We start from the raw sequence: 24,648 nt of genomic DNA on the forward strand, positions 1-24,648 counted from the left end.
TGGAGGATGGGACGACGTATCCCAAGATTGTGGAGCATTTGGCGGGGGTGGGGTACCCGGACATTTCGGAGCGGAATGTGTCGGCGTGGTTCCTGGGTGGCTTTGAGGATTGGAAGGAGGAGCAGCGGCGTCTGGCGGGAATGAAGGTGGATGCGGAGTTTGCGCAGTCGGTGATGGCGCAGCATCCGGAGTGTCCGGTGCAGGAGGCGGGGATTAAGATTCTGGGGACGCAGTTGTTCGGGATGTTGTCGCGGTTTGATCTGGCGCGGTTGCGCGCGGAGTTGGAAGAAGGAGATCCAAAGACTTACATGGAGTTGTTGAAGGCCTTTGTGCTGGTGAATCGGAGGTCGCTGGAACTGGAGAAGTTCAAGGCGAAGGTGGAGAAGCAGCGGGAGACGTTGGAGCAGGAGTTGAGTCGGGGCGAGGGTGGGATCAGGCCGGAGACGTTGCGGAGGATTGAGAAGGAGCTCAGGCTGCTTTGAACCACGAAAGACGGAAAACGAAGTAGCCACGAAAAGGCACAAAAAGCGCAAAAAAATTCGGAATAGGAGAACCGCAGATGAACACAGATGGACGCGGATGTTGGAATGCCCAATTACAAATGACCAAGGGTCCAAGGAATGGCCAATGAGTGAAAATGTGTCGGCGGTAGAGGTGATGAAGAGTAAGCCGGCCCTTCAGGCCTTGGGGCTTCTTTTGGAAAACTAACCAGCCCGTTGGGCTTCGCTAAGGTAAGATCGACCCTTTGGGCCTAGGGAAAGTGTGAGACCGATCCATTTGCGGTTTTTGATTTTTGATTTGCGATTAAAAAAAGCCAATAGCCACAGATGAACACAGATAAACACCGATTAGGAGACTTTTCGATTTGAACGCAGTGATGGTTTTGCGCTTTGGAATATCTCAGGGATGACGAAATGTTTCAGCGCATTTTCCCTCACCCCGGCCCTCTCCCATTGCAAAGTGGAGAGGGTGAACCGTCTGACATTTTCGGAGCATGGTTGAGGTTGTCGCGCGAGTCCTGTCGCGGGTAGTCCGTCAGGCCAGCCAAAAAATTTAAACCATTAAAAACATGAGGTACAAATATGAAGCTTAAGGAGGATTATTTTTTGGGTTATCAGAAGCGGTGGATTGAGGATGAGTCGCGGTTGAAGATCATGGAGAAGTCGCGGCAGATTGGGTTGACGCATGCGGCGGCGTTTTCGGCGGTGCGACGGGTGATTGAAAAGGGGGCGCGGCTGGATGTTTGGGTGTCGTCGCGGGATGAACCGCTGGCGCGGTTGTTCCTGGAGGATTGCAAGGCTTGGGCGCAGCTGCTGGATGTGGTCGCGCATGACCTCGGGGAGATCATTTTTGACCGGGAGAAGAAGTTCTCGGCGTATGTTTTGGAGTTTGCGACGAAGCTGAGAATTTATTCGTTGAGCTCCAATCCGAATGCGCTGGCGGGTAAGCGGGGTCACGTGATCCTGGATGAGTTTGCGCTGCATGGGGACCAGCGGATGTTGTACCGGATTGCCAAGCCGGTGACGACGTGGGGCGGGCAGTTGGAAATCATTTCGACGCATCGGGGAGTGGGGACGGTGTTTAATGGGATTATTCATGATATTCATCAGCGGGGCAATCCGATGGGGTGGTCGCATCACAAGGTGACGCTGCAGGAGGCGATCGAGCAGGGAGTGGTGGAGCGGATTAATGAGAAGACGGGTGAGGCGGAGTCGCGGGAAGGATATCTTGCGCGGGTGAGGGCGGAGTGCCTGGATGAGGAGCAGTGGTTGCAGGAGTATTGCTGTGTGCCGGCGGATGAATCGAGCGTGTTTATTGGCTATGACCTGATTGACGCGTGCGAGGATGATTGCCTGAAGGATTTTGAGTATTTGAGGAAGTGCGAGAATCCGCTGTATCTCGGGTTCGATGTGGGGCGCAAGCGTGATCTCTCGGTGATCGATGTGGGTGAGAAGGTGGGCGATGTGATGTGGGACCGGATGCGGATTGAATTGGCGGGGAAGACTTTCTCGGAACAGGAAGCTGAGCTGTATCGGCTATTGGAGTTGCCGAAGTTGAAGCGGGCGTGCATTGATGCGACGGGGCTGGGGATGCAACTGGCGGAGCGGGCGAAGTATAGGTTTGGGTGGAAGGTGGAGGCGGTGACCTTCACGGGACATGTGAAGGAGGAACTGGCGTATAATCTGCGGATGGCGTTTGAGGATCGTCGGGTGAGGATTACGCGGGACCCGCTGTTGCGGGCGGATTTGCGGGGGATCAAGAAGGAGGTGACGACGAGCGGGAATATCCGGTTTATCGGGGAGAGTGCGGATAGTCACTGCGACCGGTTTTGGGCCAAGGCGTTGCGGCAGGAGGCGGCGAAGCCGAGGCGCGGAGTCAGTGCGTCGGTGTTGTTTGAGTCGGGAGAGATGGTTCATTATGGCTAAACAAGGAAATGAAAAATGTCCAATTCCCAATGCCAAAGGAACACCATGGAAGCGAGGGCGAATTTCGAGTTTCGGATTTTCGGACGCCATCGGAAGGTATCGGAAGGTATCGGAAGGCTTGGAAAAATTTCGAATGGCGAATTTCAAGTTTCGAATGCAATGGTCTAACGCCATATCACGGTAAATAACGCTATATAACGGTGAAAAAAATTTCGCGTGTAGAATTGTGGATGTTGCATGAAATCGACTAAGGGTTACAAGTTATGATATTGGGATTCAATCGGTTGTCCGTGGTTGGAAGCCACTTTTGCAAAGCTGGTTTCTTCAGGAAAGCGGGGCGTCAAGAAAGAAGTGTTTGGAGCGGAAAAGGTTGATGGTTGAGGAACAATGTACCGCTTGCCAACGGGGGCAGCGGTTAGTTTAATGCACGCGTGTTACAACAACAGACATTGAGTCGTCCGGCGAGTTTCTCGGGGATCGGCCTGCATAGCGGGAACCGGGTGAACATGACTTTTTTGCCGGCGGCGCCCAATACCGGGATACGTTTTCGTCGGGTGGACCTGGAAGGGAAGCCGGAGATCGAGGCGCGGGTGGAGAATGTGGTGGAGACGAATCGTTCGACGACGATTGGCCGCGGGAATGTAAAGGTCCACACGGTGGAGCATGTGCTGGCGACGTTTGCGGGTTACGGCATTGATAATGCGGTGGTGGAGTTGGACGCGAATGAGCCGCCGATTGCGGACGGGAGTTCGCGGGAGTATTGCAAGCTGGTGGAGACGGCGGGGATCGTGCCGCAGCCGGAAATGCGGAATCCATATACGATTACGGAGCCGATTGAGTTGCAGATGGGAGAGACGGAGATGGCGATTTTTCCGGATGATTTATTCAAGATTACCTGCCCGAGCGCGGATAAGCAGGGGAGGTTTACGCAGTTTTTCAGTGTGGAGCTTTCGCCAAAAACGTGGGAGCGGGATATGCGCATGCGCGGACTTTTTGTTTTTACGAGGAGATTGAGTTTCTGTTCAAGAATGGGTTGATCAAGGGTGGGAGTTTGGAGAATGCGGTGGTGGTGCGGGATGATGCGGTGTTGACGACGGAGCCGTTGCGTTATCCGAACGAGTTTGTGCGGCACAAGATTTTGGATATTATCGGGGATCTTTCGCTGACGGGGAGGCCGTTGTGCGGGCATTTGATTGCGGTGAAGCCGAGTCATACAGCGAATTGTGAGCTGGCGAAACTGATCGTTGCCCAGATGCGCAAGCCGATGATGATCGCGCAGACTTTTGCGCCGCCGCCGCAGAAGAGTCCGGCGGAGTCGCAGGCGCGCGAGGTATCGGTGGCAGACGGGGCGACATTGGACATCATGCAGGTGATGAAGGTGTTGCCGCATCGTTATCCGTTTTTGATGGTGGATAAGATTACGAAGATTGAAGGGAACAAGATTACGGGGGTGAAGAACATCAGCATTAACGAGCCGTATTTCGAAGGGCATTTTCCGAATCATCCGATCATGCCGGGGGTGTTGCAATTGGAGGCGATTGCGCAGGTGGCGGGGATTTTGACTTTAAAGCAGGCGGAGAATTTTGGGCGGCTGGCTTATTTCATGGCGGCGGAGAGTGTGAAGTGGCGCAAGCCGGTGCGGCCGGGAGATACATTGGTCATCGATGTGGAATTGACAAAGGCGCGGGGAAAGATTGGCAAGGCCAAGGGAGTCTGCTCCGTTGACGGGGAGCCGGTGAGTGAAGCAGAGGTAACCTTCATGATTGTTGACGCATGATTCATTCCTCTGCTGTTATTCATCCGCGGGCTCAAGTGGGAGCGAACTGCGAGATCGGGCCTTTTTGTGTCATTGGTGAGCACGTGGTGCTGGGCGATGGGTGCAGGTTGCATTCACATGTGGTCATTGATGGGCACACTACTTTGGGGAGCAAGAACGAGATTTATCCGTTTGCGAGCATTGGGCTGAAGACCCAGGACTTGAAATGGAAGGGTGGCGTTACCAGGACGGTGATTGGGGATAATAACACCTTTCGAGAATATGTGACGATTCATAGCGCGACCGGTGATGGTGAAGTGACGACGGTGGGTTCACATAACAACCTGCTGGCCTACACACATGTGGCGCATAACGTGACGTTGGGTAATCATATCATCATGTCGAACGTCGCGACGTTGGCGGGGCATGTCACAGTGGAGGATTACGCGGTGATCGGCGGCTTGGCGGCGGTGCATCAGTTTTGTCGGATTGGGAAGCATTCGATGATTGGTGGTTGTTCAAAGGTGGTGCAGGATATTCCGCCGTTTATGATTGCGGATGGGAATCCGGCGGAGACGAAGACGGTGAACAAAGTGGGCCTGGAACGACGCGGCATTTCGGAGGAGGTGCAATCAGCGTTGCGCCAGGCTTACAAGATTTTGTTTCGCGAAGGATTAACCATTCCGAACGCGGTTGCGCGGATTGAGAAGGACTTGCCTTCGTCGCCCGAACTGCAATACCTCGTTGGTTTCGTGAAGAGCAGTCAGCGCGGTATCAGCAAGTAGGTTGCGGTAATGGTTTGAGCCGGCTTGCGTTTTTGTCTGCCGCGGCATAGGGGTAATTATGAGGCAGAGCAGGGCTGGTATTTTGAGGCGTCGGGGAAAACGGGTTGAGAAGCCGGGTTTTTCGACAAAGAGGCTTTTTGACATTGATGTGGCGGTTGAGCGTGTTCGCGAGGCCATAAAACCGTTTGCGAAGGCGGCGATGTTTGAATTGGCGGACGATGGGTTCAACTCGGTTTTCGAGCAACTGGTGGCTTGCATTATTTCGATTCGAACCTTGGATGAGGTGACTATTCCGACCGCGCGGAAGTTGTTTGCGGTTGCTCGGACGCCCGGGCAGGTGAGTCGGTTGCAGGTGAAAAAAATCGATGAATTGATCAGTGCCTGTACTTTTCATGAGGCGAAGGCGCGAACGATTCGGACGATAGCTTCGGAGGCGGTGCAGCGGTTTGGCGGGGCATTGCCGTGCGACGGCGAGAAGTTGATGGAGTTGCATGGAGTGGGCCCGAAGTGCGCGAATCTGGTTTTAGGAATAGCCTGTGGACAGGGAAAAATTTCGGTGGATATTCATGTGCATCGGGTGACGAATCGCTGGGGTTATGTTCAGACGCGAACGCCGGAGCAAACGATGGCGGCCTTGGAAGCAAAGTTGCCGAAACAGTATTGGATTGAGATTAATAGTTTGCTGGTTCCTTTTGGAAAGCACATCTGCACGGGGCGAACTCCGAAATGTTCAACGTGTCCGGTGTTGGAGATGTGTCAGCAGGTTGGAGTTGAAGTTCATCGGTGAAATCGATGGTTTTGATTTGATGAAAAACAGTTTATTCCGGGAGCAATCTCTGGCTAAGTGATGGGAATGGAAACGCAATTGCCGCCTTTAACTCCGGGCACGTTATACCTTGTGGCGACGCCGATAGGGAATCTAGAGGATATGACGCTACGAGGATTGCGGACCCTTCGGGAATGCGATGTGATTGCGGCCGAGGATACCCGCCGCACGGGGCAGTTGCTGAAACATTTCGGAATTTCAAAGCCGATGATCAGCTATTTCCAATTCAATGAGGCAAAGAGGAGCGAAGAGATTTTGCAGCGATTGGCCAGGGGAGAGAAAGTGGCGCTGGTTACCGATGCCGGAACGCCGGGTATTAGCGATCCGGGTGAACGGGTGGTGCAGGCTGCCCGGAGTGGTGGGTTCCGAGTGGAAGCTGTTCCTGGACCATGTGCGTTGGTGGCGGCGCTGACTGCGAGTGGCTTGCCAACGGATGAGTTTCACTTTATTGGCTTTCTCCCTCACAAATCAGGACAGCGTCGGAAGCAGTTGGAGGCGGTAAAGGATTTTGCCGGGACGCTGGTGTTATATGAGTCGCCGTACCGAATTGAAAAGTTACTCAACGAGCTGAACGAGATCTTTGGCGAGCGGCAGGTGGTTTTGGCGCGGGAGTTAACGAAGAAATTTGAAGAGTTTTTAACCGGAACGCCGGTTCAACTGTTGGAAGTTCTTAAAAAACGGGCTCTCAAAGGGGAGTTTGTGGTGTTAATTGGGCAAAATGTTGAAATTGGCGCAGGAAAGTAAAGATAAAACGGTTAATTATTTTGCTTGTGTGCAAGGACTTAGGTAGGCTAAATTGTTTGCGTCCGATAAGCGGTGGTTTAGTGATCCGGAAATTGTCAGTCCAGTGCTTTGATAGCGATGACGATTTGAGACCTATGACAGGAACGTTCACCAAAGCACAGCAGGCGGATTAAAGAAAGTATCAAGATAATGGCGACTAAATTATTCGTCGGAAACCTGCCCTTCAGCACTACCGAAAACGATCTGCAAGATCATTTCTCTGGCGCAGGTACAGTCATCGCAGTAAACATCATGCAGGACCGCGCTACCGGACGTTCACGCGGATTTGCATTCATTGAAATGGGTTCCCAAGCCGAAGCTGACGCAGCTGTTGCTCAGTATCATGGCAAGGAATTTCAAGGCCGTGCCCTTACGGTAAACGAAGCTCGTCCTCGTGAAGAGCGTCCTCCTGGCGGTGGCGGCGGATACGGTGGTGGTGGCCGTGGCGGCGACCGTGGTGGCCGTGGCGGCGGTGGTGGTGGTGGTGGATATCGTGATCGTCGTTAATACGATCTGATTTTTAGACCACTGTTCCGAAAGGGACAGTGGTTTTTCGTTATACAAATTTTCCCGGGTTTAGAATTCCGGCAGGATCAAGGGCGCGTTTGATCCTGGAGTGGAGTTCTCTGACCGCAGGAGAGGTTGCAAGAGGCCACCATGGTTTCTTTGCCAACCCGATTCCATGTTCTCCAGTGATGACACCATTCCAATCGAGCACCTGGCGGAAGAGTTCATCCAAGGCGGCGTTGCAACGTTTAGTTGCATCAGGTTGATCCAGATCAACCATAACATTCACGTGAATGTTCCCGTCACCTGCGTGACCGAAGCACGCTACCGGGAATCCATGCTTTTTCTGAAGACCTGCCGTAAATCGGAAGAGATCCTCCAGTCGTCCACGAGGCACAACGATATCCTGATTGAGTTTGGTGAGACCAGTGTCTCGAAGTGAGTAAGAGAATTCGCGACGAATTTTCCAGATGGCTTCGCATTGATCCGGGCCGAGACCTTTTTCTATAAAAAGTGGATTTTGGCTCTTAACCACCTTCAGCAGAATTTGTATCTCCCTTCTGACAGAAGCTTCCTGCCCATCGAGTTCGACTATGAGATGGGCATTGCATCCATTCAATCTTTTGCTTCTAGTGCGTTGCCGGGCAGCGGCCAGGGTGAAGGCGTCTGCGACTTCCAGGGCACAAGGAAGAAATCCTGTATGAAGAATGGTTCGCAAGGTTTTGATGGCTTCCTTCATTGCCGCAAATCCAATAGCCAGGCAGGCGCGGTAGGGCGGTAGTGGAATTAACTTTAGTGTTGCTTGAGTAACAACACCCAGCATGCCCTCGGAGCCAACAAAAAGGCGGGAGAAATCAAATCCGGTTTTGTTTTTGTGTGTTCGGCTGCCTAGTTTAACGACCGACCCATCGGCGAGCACCACCTCCAGACCTAAAACGTAATCTCGCGTGACGCCGTATTTAAGGCACCGCGGACCGCCCGCATTCGTGGCGATATTACCACCAATGGAACAATCTGCACGACTGGCTGGGTCAGGAGGGTAGAACAGCCCTTTCTTCTCCACAGCATCCTGCAGCTTTTGTGTAATGACGCCCGGTTCCACCTCGGCTACAAAATCATCCTCGTGAATTTCCTTGATCCGATTCATGCGTTCAAGCGAAAGAACGATTCCACCCTGAACTGGAACGCATCCGCCGACGTAACCAAAACCAGCTCCACGTGGCGTGACAGGAATTTGATTTTTCGTTGCGAATTTCAATAGTTTGGCTACTGATTCGGTGCTGCGGGGCAGGGCCACCGCATCTGGAATTCGCGAGGCGAACCACTTATCACCCGCGTACTTTTCAAGGAGGGCTGGTTCGAGGCGAATTTCGTCCGAGGGCAGACTTTTCCGTAAACTGGAGAATATTTTTGAGTGTGATGAATTCATGCCTGAGGTTCGTCGCTTGCCTTGAGAAATTCCTTGGCTTCGCTGGCTTCCTCCGCTGGTACTTGGACAAGAATGCCGCCGACTGCGAGCGCGTAGCCGTCCATACTCAAGGCAGATAGCTCATGCGTTACGACAGCATGGAAATTGGCTGCATCCAAACGTGAACGAACAAGTTGCGCTTCAACCGCATTAAAAGCTCGAAAAATGGTGACCAGTTCCATACGTAAAGATGGCCTAAACAAAACTGAATTCAAGCAGCATGAGACTGCGGCAGCTTGGCTTCAGCAAAAACAATAACTCCAGCCCCGGTTTGTAGAAGGCTTTGAACCTGTACTTCAACCTGCTGGCCGATCGAATTCTGGCCCTGGTTCACAACCACCATTGTGCCATCATTCAGGTAACCCACACCCTGACCCTTATCCTTGCCTTCACGTACGATGCGCAACTGAAGGACCTCTCCAGGCAATAAAACAGTTTTAAATGATTTTGCCACCTCGTGAATGTTGACCAGTTGAACCGATTGGAGTTCAGCAATCTTTCCAAGGTTATAATCATTCGTAAAAAGTTTCGCTCCCAGATTTCGTGCCAGGCGTACCAGCTTGGCATCCACTTCTTTTTCTTCAGGAAAATCGCCGTCGTGAATTTTTACCTCCACCAGGGTGTTGCGTTGGAGTCGGTTTAACATCTCCAAACCCCTTCGACCGCGTGCACGCCGTATCGGATCGGCGGAATCCCCTATTTGTTGAAGTTCCTTGAGAACAAATCTGGGAACAATCAAGAGCCCCTCAAGAAGGTTTGATTCGATGAGGTCAGCAATTCGTCCGTCGATGATGACGCTGGTATCAAGAATCAACAAATTATCCGGTTTATTTTGGGGAGCAAAACGTACATAGGGGATGATGAGGGAAAAATCCTCCTTGTTACTGCGCATGGCCAACACTATTCCGATGTAACTGAATCCCAGGAACAGTCCCAAACGAATTAACCACCGGGTGTTATCATCCACGATGTCGAATAATCCTGAATGATCTATCAAAGCAGCAACCAAAGTGCCCAAAAGCAATCCGAAGCTGGTGGCGGAAAATGCGCGTAACGAAAAGCCTTTGAGCATCTCATCGATTGCAATAAGAAAGCCGCCAAATCCAAAGCCCGCAATCGAACCCCATACCCCACTTCCCACGCCAAGAAAATCTGCCCGCTGGCTGATGGCAAAACCCGCCATGGTGCACATGGCAAGAAATAAAATCCGAATGTACCAAAGTGACATGACGTTATTTAACAGGATTATGTCTGGAATCCTCAAGTTCCTTCGGAGGCAATTTTGATTTTGGCGGCTTGTGTTGCCAGAGAATCCCCCATAATCCCAAACGATTTAAATTGCTGGAGGTAATGGCCAGATTGCTCGACAATAAGGAGAAGTTTCCAGCTAATTGAGGATCCTTGAGCAAACCACCCACCAACCCCTTACCTGCGGCAACATCGCCCAACAAGTTCGTGAGCGTTGCCGTGGACATCTGCAGGTTGTTCACTGCAGCGGCAATTTGGGGGCCGTTGGTGGAAATGATACCGTTGGCGTTGGTTGCCAGTTGATTCAAATTTTCGGAGAAAAGCACGAGATTACTGATTGCGTAAGAGGCAGGCACGCCATTAGAGGTGATGAGTTGGTTCAAATTCTGCACCGTACTCAAAGCGTTCTCAGATACCTTGCGAAAACTGGCTACCGTAACAGACAGGTTGGTCAGTGTTTGCTCATTGAGTACTAATTTTCGCACATCATTAATGGCACCATTAAGTTTATCTGCTGTTTGGTCGATGCGTTTGATGAAGCCCGCTGCACTACGGGCTACTTCCTGGAGATTGAAGGGTTCCTCGACGCTGGTTTCATCCATATTCTCGAAGCGAGGGGCCTTATTGTCTCCAGGATAAATTGCGACGAATGGATCACCGAGGAAACCAGATTGCTCGATTACAATTCGAGCGTCCTTGTGGATTTCATACTGTTTATAGATCTTGAGATAAATCGTGACTCCTTTGCCGTCCGGATTCAGTTGAATCCTGGAGATTGTGCCCACTCCAACCCCCGCCATCAGCACGGTAGAGCGTGTTTTTAGGCCGCCCGCATTGCCCGATTTCAACAAGATGGTGTAGGTAGGGCGAAAAAGAGAGGTTCCTTTGCCGAATTGCAACAAAAGAAGCCCCAGCAGTGACAAACAAATCAACACGAAAAAACCGACCTTAATTTCCTTGCGCGCTTGGCTCATATCAAAAGTAATGTTCTTTGGGAATGGAGATGCCGTTTACAAATCGATGCATCACTGGGTCAGTCGAGTTGAAAATTTCCTCTGGAGTCCCGCTAAAATAAATTTTCCCCTCATGCAGCATCAAGATGCGCTGGCCAAGGAGTCTGGCACTGCGCATGTCATGCGTGACCACCACGGTCGTTACTTTCAGTTGATCTCGGACACGCAAAATTAATTTATCGATGCTGTCTGAAACAACCGGATCAAGGCCGGTGGTCGGTTCATCATAGAGAACGATCTGGGGTTTATAGATGATGGCTCGGGCCAATCCCACACGTTTGCGCATGCCTCCGGAAAGCTCGGAAGGCTTCTTATTCTCTGTTCCCGGCAACTCCACCATTTCCAACACCTCGGAAATCTTGTTTCTGATTTCACCATCCGTCAGGCCCTTTTGCTTCCGTAATACGAAACCAATATTTTCAGCCACCGACAAGGAATCGAACAAGGCGGCTCCTTGAAATAACATCCCAAATTTGCTGCGGACGCGAATCAATTGACGCTCGTTCAGGGTGCAGAGATTCTCACTGTCGATCAACACCGAACCTGAATCCGGGGAAAGCAAACCGATCAAGTGTTTCAACAAAACACTTTTTCCTCCACCACTTCGGCCAATGATCACCACCGATTCCCCTGACTCCACCTTGAAAGTCACCCCTTCCAGGATCTTATGTGCGCCAAAGCTCTTTCTAAGATTGCGAACCTCGATCATAAGTGACGCATCAATTCCTTTAAGCACAGCGTAAGAAAGAAGTTGGAGATGAGGATGGTTATGGAGGCATAGACGACCGCCTCTGTAGTCGCGCGACCTACGCCTTCCGCGCCTTCTCCGCAAGTCATGCCTTTATAGCATCCAATAATGGCGATAATGACGCCGAAAATTACGGATTTAATAATTCCGGTCATTACATCACTGGAATTCGTGTACTTAAGCATGTTGGTGTACGAGTAGACTGGATCTATTCCCAACAAATACACTCCTACCATATACCCGGAAATTATTCCAACCGCGATGGCTTCCGCTGTCAATAATGGGAGGGAAACGACCGAAGCTGTTAGTCGCGGGACAACCAGATAATCCACCGGGTGAGTGGCTAATGTACGAAGGGCATCGACTTGCTCCGTGACTTTCATCGTGCCTATCTCGGCAGCCATGGCGGCGCCAACTCGCCCTGCGACCATTAAAGCCGTTAAAACCGGCCCAAGTTCGCTGCACATGGATACACTGACGACAGCAAGAGTTGCGGTGTCCAATTTTACCTGGTGAAATTGATAATAAGTCTGAGCGCATAGCACCATTCCAGTAAAAGCTCCTGTGATCAGGACTACGGACTGGGACTTTACACCGATGAAGTAAAGCTGATAAATAAAATTCCCCCATGAGCCTTTCAGGCTGAAAAGCGAACTCAGCGCCTCTTTCGTCAGCAGTGAGATCCTGCCCAAACCCTGCAGCCATTCTGCCACAAATCTATTGGCAAAGAAATTCATCCATTAAGGATTAGCAAAGGGAACGAGAACTGGCCAGTCTTATGAAAGAAAAACGCCAATCGTTTTGCGATTGGCGTTTGATATTTCAAAGCTTTGGTTAGCTGGAGAATGCACCCTCGGCGGCTGCATTCTGGATAAATACGAGCCTGTCCTTCTCGAACGTAACCTGTATCGGATCGTTCTCGTGGAGATTTCCCTTGAGAATCTCTTCAGCCAACGGGTCTTCAAGGAATCGTTCCACAGACCGGCGCATTGGACGCGCGCCATAGTTGGGATCGTAGCCCTTTTCCACCAGGAAGTCTTTGGCTTTTTCGTCCAAAGTCAGTCTGAGGTTTTTATTCTTCAGACGCTCCATGACCTTGTTGATTTCCAGATCAAGAATTTGAACCAAGTCAGGCTTGGTCAAAGTGCGGAAGACTATGACGTCATCCAGACGGTTCAGAAACTCGGGCTTAAAGGTGCGCCGGGCTTCTTCCATGATCTTTTCCCGCATTCTCTCGTATGTCGTCTCATCCGAAATCGGGGAAAAGCCCATGCTTGATTGCTTCTTGATGGTTTCGGAACCCACGTTGGAGGTCATCAAGATGATGGTGTTTCGAAAATTCACCACGCGACCCACGCTGTCCGTCAGTTTGCCCTCTTCCAGGATTTGCAACAACATGTTCCAGACATCAGGATGTGCCTTTTCAATTTCATCAAAAAGCACCACTGAGTAAGGCTTGCGCCGCACTTGTTCTGTGAGTTGGCCGCCTTCTTCGTAGCCAACATAACCCGGAGGCGAGCCCACCAGACGGGAGACATTGAACTTCTCCATGTACTCGCTCATGTCCAGCTGAATCAGAGATTTGGAATCGCCGAACATCTGTTCCGCCAGCGTCTTCGCAAGCAAGGTTTTGCCCACACCGGTTGGTCCGAGCAGGGCGAACGTTCCAATCGGACGCTTCGGATCTTTCAAATCCGCGCGCGAACGGCGCAAAGCTTTGCACATCGCAGACACAGCTTCACGTTGGCCAATCACTACCTTCGACATCTGGTCTTCAACATTTAGCAAGCGCTGAGCTTCGCCCTGTTCCATCCGTTTCAAAGGAATTCCGGTCCACTTCGCAACAACGTGGAGAATATCCTCCTCGTCCACCTTGACCTTTTTCTCTTCGCGATTGGTGCGCCAGGTATTCAGGACGTTATCCAGTTTTTCCTTGGCCTGTTTTTCCTTGTCGCGCATTGAAGCAGCACCTTCGAAGTCCTGCTCCTTTATGGCGCGTTCCTTCTTCGTCTTGATCTCTTCGATCTCGGCTTCAATTTCTTTGACTTCCGGCGGGCGGGTCATCGTGCCAATCCGGGCTCGGGAACCAGCCTCGTCCATCAAATCAATTGCCTTGTCCGGCAGAAAACGATCGGGAATATAGCGATCTGAAAGCTTGACCGCAGCTTCCACAGCCTTGTCAGTAAATTCAGCTTTATGATGCTCTTCGTATTTGACGCGCAATCCCTTGAGGATCAAAACGGCTTCCTCGATCGAGGGTGCTTCGACCTTGACGCTCTGGAAACGGCGTTCGAGTGCAGCATCCTTCTCAATGTACTTGCGGTACTCGTTGAGTGTGGTCGCACCAATGCACTGCATCTCGCCACGGCTTAGAGCTGGCTTGATGATGTTGGAAGCATCCATCGTTCCTTCGGCCGAGCCGGCACCAACGATGGTGTGCAACTCGTCAATGAATAGAATAATGTTTTTGGCACGACGAATTTCGTCCATTACCGCCTTGATGCGCTCTTCGAACTGACCACGATATTTTGTTCCAGCCACCATTAAGGCCAGATCCAAAGTGATCACTCGTTTTTCGCGCAACAACTCTGGGACGTTGCCAGCCGCAATTTCCTGCGCCAAGCCCTCGACAATTGCAGTTTTGCCCACGCCAGCCTCACCCAGTAGCACTGGGTTGTTTTTGGTGCGGCGGCAAAGGATCTGGATAACGCGCTCGATTTCGTTCTTGCGACCGATAACCGGGTCCATTTCACCTTTGCGGGCAATTTCTGTCAGGTCACGACCAAATGCTTTTAGAGCAGGGGTTTTGACTTCGCCCTTCTTTTCGGGAGCAGGTTTCTCCGGTGTGCCTTCACCGCCAGCGCCAGGCTGTTGTTCCTCCTGCGCTGCAAAGTTGGGATCCAACTCTTTCAAAATTTCCTGGCGGGTCTGCTCGATATCGACATCCAAATTCTTCAAAACGCGGGCAGCAACACCATCACCTTCACGCAAAAGTCCCAGAAGGATATGTTCCGTTCCTACATAAGTATGATTTAAAGCCTTCGCTTCCTTGGCCGCCAGCGCGAGGACTTTCTTCACTCGCGGGGTATAAGGAATATTGCCAATCATTTTCTGATCGGGGCCGGTTCCCACATGCTTCTCAACTTCCATTCGTACGGTTTCCAGGTCCAAACCGAGTTTTTGAAGTACATTAACTGCAACGCCTTGCCCTAATTTAATTAAGCCGAGCAACAAATGTTCAGTGCCGACAAAGTTATGGTTAAAGCGATCTGCTTCTTTACGTGCCAACGCTAATACCTGTTGAGCGCGGGGCGTAAAATTATTCATGGATTCTTCGCTCATATTAAATAATGCTATTGTTTCTCAGGTTTGTCCAATTTGCCACCTTCTGAACCACTCGGCTTTGAGATCGGTCGGCTCACTGCCTTCAAATGCTCACGAACCATATCTGCTCTGAGCAAATCGCGTTCTTCAGCCGAAAGCTTTTCTGAATATTGTCTTTGCAAATGGGCTGGTTGGGTCAGGATAAATAACTCGTCGGTGAGGGATCGATCACTGCCGGGGAACAACCCCAGATCCATGCCCAAACGCATTAAGGATAACAAGTTCATTGTTTCCTTGGAACTGATGCTATGGGCATTCGCCAAAATACCGTATGCACGTCCGATGTGATTGTAAACCATCTTCGGCTTTTTTTCCAATAGAGTCCCCCGGGCATTTTCTTCGTGCTCGATAATTTGCGAAAGCACCTTATCCAGCCGTTCAACAATGGCAGACTCCGCCTCTCCCAGGGTCATTTGATTGGACACTTGGAAGACATTGCCCAGGGCCTCTGTGCCTTCTCCATACAGGCCGCGCACTGCCAATCCGAGCTTGTTTACGGACTGAATGATCGGATTGATCTGCTCGGCCAAAACCAGCCCGGGCAGATGCAACATGGCGCTAACACGGATGCCCGTGCCCAAATTGGTGGGGCAGGCGGTCAAATAGCCTACATCCTGGCTGAAAGCATATTCCAACCGCTTTTCCAGGACAGAATCAGCCTGATCAATTGCCATCCACGCTTGCTTTAGCTGCAATCCAGGCCTCAAGGCCTGCATCCGGAGATGGTCCTCTTCATTAATCATGAAGCACAGGGATTCATCCCGGTTCAGCACCAAACCGCTTCCGGCGCTCTTGGCCGCATGTTCACGGCTGATCAAATGGCGCTCGACTAAAATCTGTTTATCCAGTGTCGATAAATTGTCCATCGACTCTGAAAATGCGCCCCTCATCTCTGGCAGAGTCTCCACCGCAGGCCGAATTTGATCCAAAATCCTGACCCGTTCAGGTTTCTTGGCCCAACCGGGAAAGGCAGCGTCGCGAATGTTGCGGGCGAGACGCACCCGGCTGGACATCACAATCCGGTCATGTGGACCCTTCCGTCTCGCGCTTTCCGCAGGAGGAATTAGAAATTCGTGAATGTTCATCTCAGCTTTAGTCAGCCTTCGTCGATGTGGCATTGCCTGTTTTGTTACCCATTTGCTTGATTTCGTCGCGGAGAATTGCGGCCTGTTCGAAGTTTTCATCTTCGATGGCCTTGGCCAGTTTCTTCTGCAAGGTCTTGAGACGTTCTGCTGTGTCCCGACTTTGCTGAAGTGCTGCGGGGACTTTGCCCACATGACGCACGCCTTTGTGCATGGTTTTGAGCAAACCTTCGAGTCCTTCTGCGAATGTGTTGTAACAGTCTGCGCAACCGAGCCGCCCGGCTTTCTTGAAATCAGCCTGGGTAAAGCCGCACTTGGGGCACTTCAATTCAGCGCCACCTGCGGACTGCTCGATTTCCTGCGATGCACCCAATCCCAGCAACAAATCCGCCAGCGAGAACCCGGCTGGATCGTTCACTCCCTTATTCTTGGCGCACTCTTCGCAGAGATCCACCTTTTGCATTTTATCCCCAGCGATCTGGGTCAAATGCACCGTGGCCTCTTTCTCTTTGCAGATACAACACATCATAATTCTTATGGGTATATCGGCTCACCCGAGCCATTAGTCAAGGTGTGGTACTTGGTCACTAACTGCTTCGTTACTGCTCCTGGCTTGCCGGTTCCAATCACGCGCCCATCAATCTTCACTACCGGGATCAATTCTGCTCCCGTGCCGGTCAGAAAACACTCATCCGCATTATAAATGTCATACCGCGTCAGGTTCGGTTCGCTCACGTTCATCCCGGAATCCTTCGCCAGATTGATAACCACTTCGCGCGTGATGCCATATAATGCCCCCGCTGAAAGCGGCGGCGTGAAAAGCTGGTTCCCCTTAACAATAAAGATATTGTCGCCGGTGCACTCCGCCACATAGCCTTCGCTGTTCAACATGATGGCTTCTTCAACGCCGCCATTGTTTGCCTCAATCTTTGCCAGGATGTTGTTCAGATAATTCAAAGACTTGATCGCCGGGTTCAACGCATTGTGAAGGTTGCGAGTCGTTGCCACCGTGATGATGTCCAACCCGTTCTTGTAATACTCCGGTGGGTAAAGCTGAATCTTACCGGCAATGACAATCACAGATGGCTTCTTGCAACGGTTTGGATTCAACCCGAGTGTTCCAATCCCGCGTGTAACCACCAAACGGATGTACCCATTGCGCAGTTTGTTCTGACGGCAGGTGTCCACCACCGCCTTCATGATCTGCGCATGCGTCATTGGAATATCCAGCAAAATTGCCTTGGCCGAATAAAACAGGCGGTCAATATGTTCCTTCAGTTTGAAGACACGTCCATTATAAGCGCGGATCCCTTCAAAAATTCCATCACCGTAGAGCAGTCCGTGATCAAACACGGAGATTTTGGCGTTCTGCTCACTATAATATTTCCCATCGATAAAGATTTTCATGGCTCGAAAGACGACGCCAAACTAGTTAAATCCCTTCTTTTACGCAACTAAGGATTTGCTTGTTTCTGCGTATTTCTACGGTACTCCATAAATCTGAATTCCAAATCTTGGCCGTCTCCTCCTTTAATTTCTTTTCCCTGTGGCCTAAAATGGCTGTAGCCAACGACACCTCCGTTCTTGACTCCCTTACACCCATTGAAGCAGGGTGATGCTCATTCAACTTGGAACCATTGAAATATAGCATATGCCAAACCCCTGGACTGGAAAAGGTAACCCTTACACCCGCAAGGAAGTTGTCGAACGTCTCCGGGCCACCCTCAAGAAGGGCGAACCCATCATCGCCGCTGGCGCTGGGACCGGCATCAGCGCGAAATTCATCGAACGCGGAGGAGCCGACCTCATCATCATATATAATAGCGGCCGCTTCCGCATGGCCGGCCACGGCTCGACCGCTGGTTTGATGGCCTATGGCGATGCCAATGCGGTTGCCATGGAAATCGGGGAATACGAAGTCCTGCCCATTGTTGAGGAAATCCCTGTTATCTGTGGTGTCCATGCTACCGATCCCCGCCGCCGCATGTGGCATTGGCTGTTGCAAGTCAAGGATATGGGCTTTTCCGGCGTCAATAACTTCCCGACCCACACCATCGTTGATGGTCATTTCCGGCAGGTCCTCGAAGAAACCGGCATGAGCGTGAAGAAGGAGTTCGAAATGGTTGCCATTGCCCGTAAGATGGACCTCTTCTCCATCGTTTACGTCGCCACCCCGGAGGAAGCCCAGGCCATGGCCGAAGCCGGAGCCGACGCCATCATCGCCCATGTCGGCACCACCATCGGCGGCTCCATCGGCGTCCAAGGTGCTGTCTGTACCATGGATGACGCCGTCACCCGCACCCAAAGCATCATCGACGGTGCCCGCAAAGTCCGTAAGGACATCATTTTTCTTTCTCACGGCGGTCCCATCTGCTCGCCTGAGGATGCCGCCTATATCAATGAACATACCGACTGCGTCGGTTTCGTTGGCGCTTCCAGCCTCGAACGCCTGGGCGTTGAGAAATCCCTCACCGACCTCACGAAGAAATTCAAAACCATCCCCGTCCGCAAGGAATCGCTGAAGCCGTTCAAGAAGAAATAACCGGCCAGCGACATTGCCGAATATCCAAGGCGCAGAGCAGAGGAGCACACCTCCTTCGTTCTGCGCCTGTTTCATTTCAGGAATATGCTTCCTATTCTCCACCACAACGCTCCATTTTGAACTTGATTGATCCAACATTGTGACCCGTTCCGACATCTCGTTTCGCTTCTTGATTCTTGAAATCTGAGTTCAGTCGGTTGTTGCCGATTTTTTTCACCTTCATCCAGCTACATCCACCTTCTACTACCCTCATCCACTTCCGATTCCCCCCTTTTCCCATTTGGCGTTTGAAATTTGCCATTCGCAATTTTCATGGCCGTCATCCACCGCCCGACCCCCTATACACGTATTAATTCGAAAACCATCTTGCACCCACAGATGACTGACAATTGACCTATCGAAAAAATTTTTCACCGTTATATGGCGTTAGACTCTTCCATTCGATAATTGAAATTCGGCATTCGAAATTTTCTTAGCCTTCCGATACCTTCTATTACCTTCCAATGGCTTCCGATACCTTCCGAACCCCCATACACGTAATAATTGTTGAAAACCATTTTGACGCAAAACGTCACATCGTCCCTCCATAACTTCGGTTTCATTGGACATTCAAACGAGCTTCCGTTAACCGACGATCGACCTCCAATGTCTCTCAAACACCAACCCCGTCCGTGCTTCAAAGAGACCATGGAAAGCGAGGTGAAAGCCCAATGAAAGACCTTTAGAAATGTGCTCTGATTCTTGGTTGTCATGCGAATCCTGGCATTCGGCACTCCATTTATTTGTATGCTGCAAGAAAAGTATGAAAAACCGACACACTTGTCAATAGACAAAAGCCATACAGAGGTATAAACGACATATCACCAAATGCGGATTCAACGTTACGTAGCCACCGGGGAAAGGAGGCGGTGCCTGACACACTTTCGACGTCATCCGCGTACGCGGCCGAAGATGGCAACCGTGCGCCAGCCATCCATTAAATGGTGGAATGAGGCTTCGCCCGAATTCAAGCCTCGTCGGTGATTTTGCTGAGCCCATCGAGCCTGTCTGCGGACGCAGTCAAGATTCCAATCCCTCGCGCAAGCAGTCGTTCACTCAGGTGGAATGAGACTGGTGCCCGTCTGGAAGAACCTGCGCCGTTTCCCTGATATTGCTTGCGCCCCGGCCACATGCCCAAATTCGCGTACGCGCCCCACGACTGGACGTTGTCCATCCTTCAGGATGCTCCACCGAGACTTCGGATTTGATTTGACCGCTTATATTCGACATCTCAGGCTTCCTCCGCTGTATGCGCGCCCTGTCACTTCTCTTATTACTCTCGACCCTTCTCTTGCAAGGCTGCCAATACGATCCCTACGCACACCTTTACACCACTGAAAAACCAAAACCAGAAGACCTCGTCGGCGCATACACCTTGCTGCGCCAAACCGTGGACGAACAGCATCCTTCAGCGCTGCAAGGAAAACCTTGTCTGATCGAGTTACATGCAGATGGCACCTTCATCGCTTCCAATGTGCCTCCTTGGACTATCGGAGAGCCAGCAACCAATTTTTTCGATACCCTTATTAGCGATACCGGCTCGTGGCGCCTTGACACCACTGGGACGGTCAATGGGACTCACCCCAAACCTGACCCGATCTGGGGCATTTACCTGGACTCAGCAAATTCAAAGATCGCGCCGATTCACATCGCTGGAACCAAGGCCCCATTTGGATTGGTCTTCACTCTTGGCGATCCCGACAGTGGACAAGCCATGCTCTTCACCAAGCAATTCTCGCCAGGCACGCCTGACGACCAAAGCATCGACCCATTCACTTTAGACGAAATTTCCGACGGCATTCCTGGCATCTCCTGGTTTCTCATACTCGTTTTAATTATCTGTGCATTCTTCGTGATGATTGTAGCCCTGGCAGTCACAGCCATCGTTGCCTTCGGTATCACAATTCTGGTGGGCCTCGGCATAATCTCCAGCTCCGTTTTTTTTGGCTTTTTGCGACGCAGCCCCGCCTCAGGCTTTCGAGCATTGTTTCTTCAGCTCGGAGCCATCGCTGGAATCGCGTGCGGCATCGGTGCTGTTTGGCTGGTGTCATGGGCCGCGCATGCGCATTGGAATCCAGCTTGCAAAATCCTCCTTGGAGGAACCAGCGGTCTCCTCTGTGGTCTTCTTGCTGCTCTCCTATTCAACTTTTTGTGGGGTAGGGCGGCCACTTGGCTTCTTAACCGATGCACTACTCATAAAATTTGAAGCTTTCCACTTGGGAATCAACTCCTGACGGGAATCACGCGACGATCTTAAGCCAACCATAAACTGCCTGACGGTCCACCCTCGCCCTTTGAGTTGGGAGAGGGCAGGGTGAGGGAAGATGCCTGGTGAAGCATCCATCATTGGGTAACAGGATTTACTTCCACCTTTATCCGCGTCCAACAAACCACCCCTGTTTTGCTTTGACCCGCCGGGCTGGAAACGAAACACTCCTGTTTGTTACTGCGCGGGTGCGCAAACAATAAAGGCAATCAAAAAATCGTATGGCTTACATAGTTGTTCCAGAGTCGGGAGAAAAAGTTGTGGACCACATCGAGTTGAACCTTTCACGCAAGGCTCGGCCCTTCTTCTTTGCCGTGAGCAACCAGGCGATCTACATCCCGCGCATCAAGCTCATAGCCAAAACCGATCCGTATTACTTTCAGCGGGTACCCCTCGATCAGCTTCAGAACGTGACGGTCAGGCGGTTGCGCCCATATGCGCTTTGGCTGCTTGCAGCCTTGATGATACCCATTGGCTTGATGACAACGATTTGGATGATGGAGCCGCTGTTGAGGAATGCGCCCGGCACACACCGTATCTCTGGCTGGCCAATCGCCGTTTTTGTTGGTGGTTTCATTATCCCTTTCGCGGCCAAAGGAAGATTTGGGTTGGATATTCGATTTAACGGCGGGAAATATCGTTGGAAACCGCCATTGGTGGTGGATGGTGAGTCTAAACAATTGGTTTTGGAAACCTTTCAAAGAATTGTTGAAGCTTGCCAACACGTTCGCGTTCAAATTTCAGACGAACGTGTGAAGTCCTAAAGATTACTCACGTTCATGCGCCGCCCCAAATATTTCACCAACCTGCCGCTTTGGTTTCTATTAAGCTTCATCCTCTTCATTCCCGGTTGGTTTATTCCAATATTCCATGCTAAAGGGGCGGAGTACCTGAGTGCCGCCAGCATCGTTTCAGACCTGGTCCGCGCTTTTCGCTTCAATCCCAAAATATATCTCCCTTTGCTGATGTTCTTCCTCCTCTTCGCCGTGCCCGCGCTCTCCCTTGGTTGGGTCATCCAATGCCTGATCGTCATGGCCCGCGCAAAACGCCTGAAGTCATAAGATTTTGCGGCCTATTCCGGGACCGGCCGACCACCCCTCGAAAACTGGCCGGGGCCGAATGGCTCAATAACGCAACAATGCCAAATCTCCACCCGGTGACACTTTCTTTTTGAGGCAATTCGGACAATTCGTGACGCCAAATAACCCAAACAATAACCTTGTTTGGCCTGCCGGATTTCCCTACAGTTGAGCTATCCTCCCGTAAAAGGAGTACAAATCATGTCCGAGCCAAAGACTAATAAGAAACGCAGATGGAACTGGGTCCTGAGTGACTACATCCGCAAGGCTTTCAAACGTTATTACGAATTTTCCGCCAGGTTAAAGGGCCAAACATTTTATTGTGAGGTTCTGCATGGCCATGCCGAGTACAATCTTACCATCAATTCAGATTCCACCGTTTCCTGCAACTGCCAGGATTATGATGGCTCGGGTCATATCGGCGATTTGAACAAAAACACCTTTGAAGAAGTCTTTTTTGGTCCGGTAGCTCAGGATCTTCGGAAGACTCTTGCCAAAGGGAAAATACCGCTCGCGGCCTGCACCCGCTGCAGCGGACTCAAACGCATCGCCCGCTCAAAAATTCCCAAGGATTTTTGGGATGGAAAGGAAAAACTGCAGAAAGGACCGCCACCGTCAACTCCGCACGACGGTTCAGACTGGCCTGCACCGCGCCTTCCCTACCGGGGGATGCTCCTGGAAAACACGGTGAATTGTAACATCGATTGCCTCGGTTGCGATCGCGGAAGTGCTGCCCTGATTCGTAAACAACGGTTCATGCCGCTGGAACAAATCACCAAAATGGCCGATCTTGTTCGGAACCTCGGCCTGCAACAGCTTTTTTATCTGAATTTGGGTGAACCCTTTTTATCTCCCAATGTGGGACCGGAGCTTTCCGTTATTCGCCAAAAGAACCCCGATTGTCGAATCGTTATCTCCAGCAATGCCATTATCCTGAACACCGACGCCAAGCGCGAGGCAGCCTTATACGCGACTCACATCTTTTTCTCCGTTGCCGGCATCAATGATGAGATGCTTGAGAAGTATGAAAAGCGCGGCAGTTTCGAAAAGGCGTATGCCAACATGAAGGCGCTGGTTGAATTCCGCAATGCCCGTGGACTGACAGCCCCGATCATTGAATGGAAATATCTTCTCTTTAATTGGAACGACAAACACGAGACCCTCGAAAAAGCCATCGAAATGGCGAAGGCCATCGGCGTGGATTACATCTCATTTTGGCCCACGAATAATCCCATCTATGGATCTTCGTGGCGTTATCGTCTCGGTAAACTCGATGATATTGGTGAGACGAGTTGGAAAGGTCGCGAGGTTGATTTGCGCAAATATCGCAAAATCATCGAATTGGTTCCTGCCTGAACTGGTAAAAGGCGAGAATGGTTCACTGCCGTTTCTTCTTTAACAGCGCAATGCGCGGCAGCACGAACCACAAAATGACAATGAACGCAAACAATCCCGACGCCAGCACGGGGATTAGGACGCTCTTCGAAATGACATGCCCGACCAGGTAAAAGTCGATGCAGATACCGAAAGCCAGAGGCGCCATACTGGATAACAGCAGGCCACTGGCAAGGCGGATGAACTTGCTGGTGACCTCCTGCGGACCAGTTTGCCGGTGATATGCCGCAGGGGTCATTATGAGGGCGATCGCGATTCCCAGCAACGTGAGGGCAATGAAGTGTAGGCGCTGCTCTGCGGAAGTGAGTTTCTCTGAAAAACCCGGATGAAAGACAACGGTTAATTGGAATCCAAACAAGGCCTGGATTCCTGGTAGCACCATGCGACATTCTTCCACCAAATATTGAGCAGCCTTTGACAAAGGCAGTTCCTCACGATGCTCATCTATTTTCTCAGGTTCATCAGTCATGACGCGGTTTATTTGGGCCAGCCTAACTGATGAAGAGATTTGGAATATTTTGCCTGGAGTTTGGCGTACATATGGAATCCATTCCACTAAGCCTCAGATATCTAAACCAATCTAACCATTCATTTTTCATCGCGCATCTGGGGGATAGTCCTATTGCGATCCGCCCCAGAGCATCGCTCAAAAAATTCCACCGGGTGACTCGCAAAAAGTTTTTAGCTTGAGGATGACTTTTGCCAGGGAACCGAATATCAATATTGATGCCGTAGCGGGTCGTTCCCGGCCATGCAGGTCTGGGGTGACTGTACGAGCAGGATTGGCAAAAATGAAAAAGAGGAAGCGGTTACTGATTGTTGTTTCCACTACTGCCATGGTTCTTGTGCTCTGGCTTCTCCGTGCGCACCTGGTTCTCGCTTGCATACCTTTGCTGGAGGAGAAGGGGGAGTCAGGTGGTCAGCGGCTCCGCGACAGCCTTATCTTTTGTGGACCATCCTCCATCGGCCCCGTCATCGCCACGATTCGCGATGAGTCACCGTGGAGACGTAATTATTGTTACCTCCCTGATGTGTTGGAGCATTTTGGAGAGCCTGCCCATCGGCAACTTTTGAAGGCGATAGATTCCGAGACGCACAATCGCCATCGGGCATTCCTGATTTCTGCGCTTCAGAGAGGTTTCAAAGACTTCACACGTTTCGACCGCTGGCTTGCAGCCCCTGACCTGACCTCGTCTTATGAGCTCACTTTTATGGCGGGAGATATTCGCCTGGCATTCCCTGACGCGCCTCCGCTGTCATCCGAGTCCTCCGACTCGATCAATCCCGAATTCCTCGTTTGG

25 protein-coding genes and 1 pseudogene are annotated in these 24,648 nt (G+C 51.2%); 14 read left to right on the forward strand and 12 right to left on the reverse strand.

Translation table 11 applies throughout. The features are described 5' to 3' along the window. The 8 genes and pseudogenes from CFLAV_RS29195 to CFLAV_RS29225 all read left to right on the forward strand — a co-directional run. Positions 1–482: DUF3486 family protein (locus CFLAV_RS29195; RefSeq protein WP_007418531.1), on the forward strand; the 482-nt coding region annotated here is incomplete at its 5' end. A gap of 600 nt (positions 483–1,082) precedes the next feature. Next, entirely contained in the window at positions 1,083–2,426 is a 1,344-nt protein-coding gene (locus CFLAV_RS29200) for a phage terminase large subunit family protein (protein ID WP_007418532.1), read from the forward strand. A gap of 500 nt (positions 2,427–2,926) precedes the next feature. Beyond that, positions 2,927–3,612: pseudogene (gene lpxC, locus CFLAV_RS36750) on the forward strand (UDP-3-O-acyl-N-acetylglucosamine deacetylase); the annotation flags it as partial. A gap of 219 nt (positions 3,613–3,831) precedes the next feature. Then, complete coding sequence (fabZ, locus tag CFLAV_RS37720) at positions 3,832–4,203, forward strand: 3-hydroxyacyl-ACP dehydratase FabZ (RefSeq protein WP_237712480.1); 372 nt, start codon at positions 3,832–3,834, stop codon at positions 4,201–4,203. Beyond that, the gene (gene lpxA / locus CFLAV_RS29210; RefSeq protein WP_007418536.1) at positions 4,200–4,967 is read left to right on the forward strand and encodes an acyl-ACP--UDP-N-acetylglucosamine O-acyltransferase; all 768 of its coding nucleotides are present in this window, start codon (positions 4,200–4,202) and stop codon (positions 4,965–4,967) included. Before fabZ ends, lpxA begins: the two co-directional genes overlap by 4 nt. Positions 4,968–5,025: 58 nt before the next feature. Beyond that, a complete protein-coding gene (locus CFLAV_RS29215; protein WP_007418537.1) occupies positions 5,026–5,754 on the forward strand; it encodes an endonuclease III domain-containing protein in 729 nt (242 codons plus the stop codon). A gap of 66 nt (positions 5,755–5,820) precedes the next feature. Further along, a complete protein-coding gene (gene rsmI, locus CFLAV_RS29220; RefSeq protein WP_202796972.1) occupies positions 5,821–6,537 on the forward strand; it encodes a 16S rRNA (cytidine(1402)-2'-O)-methyltransferase in 717 nt (238 codons plus the stop codon). A 189-nt stretch (positions 6,538–6,726) separates the two neighbouring features. Continuing rightward, positions 6,727–7,083, forward strand: coding sequence for an RNA recognition motif domain-containing protein (locus CFLAV_RS29225; protein ID WP_007418539.1), 357 nt, complete (start codon positions 6,727–6,729; stop codon positions 7,081–7,083). A 49-nt stretch (positions 7,084–7,132) separates the two neighbouring features. Here the strand turns inward: CFLAV_RS29225 and CFLAV_RS29230 are convergent, their stop codons facing one another. From CFLAV_RS29230 to ilvE, 10 genes are all read right to left on the reverse strand, one after another. Beyond that, a complete protein-coding gene (locus tag CFLAV_RS29230; RefSeq protein ID WP_007418540.1) occupies positions 7,133–8,512 on the reverse strand; it encodes an FAD-binding oxidoreductase in 1,380 nt (459 codons plus the stop codon). Further along, positions 8,509–8,733, reverse strand: coding sequence for a putative signal transducing protein (locus CFLAV_RS29235; protein ID WP_007418541.1), 225 nt, complete (start codon positions 8,731–8,733; stop codon positions 8,509–8,511). The genes CFLAV_RS29230 and CFLAV_RS29235 overlap by 4 nt, the downstream gene beginning before the upstream one ends. A 29-nt stretch (positions 8,734–8,762) precedes the next feature. Then, complete coding sequence (locus CFLAV_RS29240; RefSeq protein ID WP_007418542.1) at positions 8,763–9,779, reverse strand: PIN/TRAM domain-containing protein; 1,017 nt, start codon at positions 9,777–9,779, stop codon at positions 8,763–8,765. 4 nt (positions 9,780–9,783) lie between these two features. Then, a complete protein-coding gene (locus CFLAV_RS33395) occupies positions 9,784–10,773 on the reverse strand; it encodes an MlaD family protein (protein WP_007418543.1) in 990 nt (329 codons plus the stop codon). Position 10,774: 1 nt separating this feature from the next. Continuing rightward, complete coding sequence (locus tag CFLAV_RS29250; RefSeq protein WP_007418544.1) at positions 10,775–11,521, reverse strand: ABC transporter ATP-binding protein; 747 nt, start codon at positions 11,519–11,521, stop codon at positions 10,775–10,777. Continuing rightward, positions 11,518–12,297, reverse strand: coding sequence for an MlaE family ABC transporter permease (locus tag CFLAV_RS29255; protein ID WP_007418545.1), 780 nt, complete (start codon positions 12,295–12,297; stop codon positions 11,518–11,520). The genes CFLAV_RS29250 and CFLAV_RS29255 overlap by 4 nt, the downstream gene beginning before the upstream one ends. 97 nt (positions 12,298–12,394) lie before the next feature. Then, the gene (locus CFLAV_RS29260) at positions 12,395–14,902 is read right to left on the reverse strand and encodes an ATP-dependent Clp protease ATP-binding subunit (RefSeq protein WP_007418546.1); all 2,508 of its coding nucleotides are present in this window, start codon (positions 14,900–14,902) and stop codon (positions 12,395–12,397) included. Between the two features lie 11 nt (positions 14,903–14,913). Beyond that, complete coding sequence (locus CFLAV_RS29265) at positions 14,914–16,029, reverse strand: protein arginine kinase (protein ID WP_007418547.1); 1,116 nt, start codon at positions 16,027–16,029, stop codon at positions 14,914–14,916. A 7-nt stretch (positions 16,030–16,036) separates the two neighbouring features. Continuing rightward, positions 16,037–16,555: a UvrB/UvrC motif-containing protein gene (locus CFLAV_RS29270; protein ID WP_007418548.1), complete on the reverse strand. Its 519-nt coding sequence runs from the start codon at positions 16,553–16,555 to the stop codon at positions 16,037–16,039. Positions 16,556–16,560: 5 nt separating this feature from the next. Beyond that, positions 16,561–17,433 carry a branched-chain-amino-acid transaminase gene (gene ilvE / locus CFLAV_RS29275; RefSeq protein ID WP_007418549.1) on the reverse strand — a complete coding sequence of 291 codons (873 nt, stop codon included), beginning with the start codon at positions 17,431–17,433 and terminating at the stop codon, positions 16,561–16,563. Between the two features lie 244 nt (positions 17,434–17,677). Between ilvE and CFLAV_RS29280 the strand changes: the two genes are divergently transcribed. Continuing rightward, positions 17,678–18,568, forward strand: coding sequence for a phosphoenolpyruvate hydrolase family protein (locus CFLAV_RS29280; RefSeq protein WP_007418550.1), 891 nt, complete (start codon positions 17,678–17,680; stop codon positions 18,566–18,568). 91 nt (positions 18,569–18,659) lie between these two features. Here the strand turns inward: CFLAV_RS29280 and CFLAV_RS36760 are convergent, their stop codons facing one another. After that, positions 18,660–18,869 carry a hypothetical protein gene (locus CFLAV_RS36760; RefSeq protein WP_007418551.1) on the reverse strand — a complete coding sequence of 70 codons (210 nt, stop codon included), beginning with the start codon at positions 18,867–18,869 and terminating at the stop codon, positions 18,660–18,662. Positions 18,870–19,856: 987 nt separating this feature from the next. On the opposite strand from CFLAV_RS36760, the gene CFLAV_RS29300 reads away from it, so the two are divergent. The 4 genes from CFLAV_RS29300 to CFLAV_RS29315 all read left to right on the forward strand — a co-directional run bounded on the left by CFLAV_RS29300 (position 19,857) and on the right by CFLAV_RS29315 (position 23,308). Continuing rightward, a complete protein-coding gene (locus CFLAV_RS29300) occupies positions 19,857–20,813 on the forward strand; it encodes a hypothetical protein (RefSeq protein WP_007418554.1) in 957 nt (318 codons plus the stop codon). 281 nt (positions 20,814–21,094) lie between these two features. Continuing rightward, complete coding sequence (locus CFLAV_RS29305; protein ID WP_007418555.1) at positions 21,095–21,637, forward strand: hypothetical protein; 543 nt, start codon at positions 21,095–21,097, stop codon at positions 21,635–21,637. A 15-nt stretch (positions 21,638–21,652) separates the two neighbouring features. Beyond that, complete coding sequence (locus CFLAV_RS29310) at positions 21,653–21,934, forward strand: hypothetical protein (protein ID WP_007418556.1); 282 nt, start codon at positions 21,653–21,655, stop codon at positions 21,932–21,934. 219 nt (positions 21,935–22,153) lie between these two features. Further along, positions 22,154–23,308 carry a radical SAM/SPASM domain-containing protein gene (locus tag CFLAV_RS29315; protein WP_007418557.1) on the forward strand — a complete coding sequence of 385 codons (1,155 nt, stop codon included), beginning with the start codon at positions 22,154–22,156 and terminating at the stop codon, positions 23,306–23,308. A gap of 22 nt (positions 23,309–23,330) precedes the next feature. Here the strand turns inward: CFLAV_RS29315 and CFLAV_RS29320 are convergent, their stop codons facing one another. Next, positions 23,331–23,816, reverse strand: coding sequence for a DUF6328 family protein (locus CFLAV_RS29320; protein ID WP_007418558.1), 486 nt, complete (start codon positions 23,814–23,816; stop codon positions 23,331–23,333). A gap of 322 nt (positions 23,817–24,138) precedes the next feature. On the opposite strand from CFLAV_RS29320, the gene CFLAV_RS29325 reads away from it, so the two are divergent. After that, a partial coding sequence (locus CFLAV_RS29325; RefSeq protein ID WP_007418559.1) for a hypothetical protein occupies positions 24,139–24,648 on the forward strand: 510 nt, incomplete at its 3' end.

Source organism: Pedosphaera parvula Ellin514, assembly GCF_000172555.1.
GTDB lineage: Bacteria > Verrucomicrobiota > Verrucomicrobiia > Limisphaerales > Pedosphaeraceae > Pedosphaera.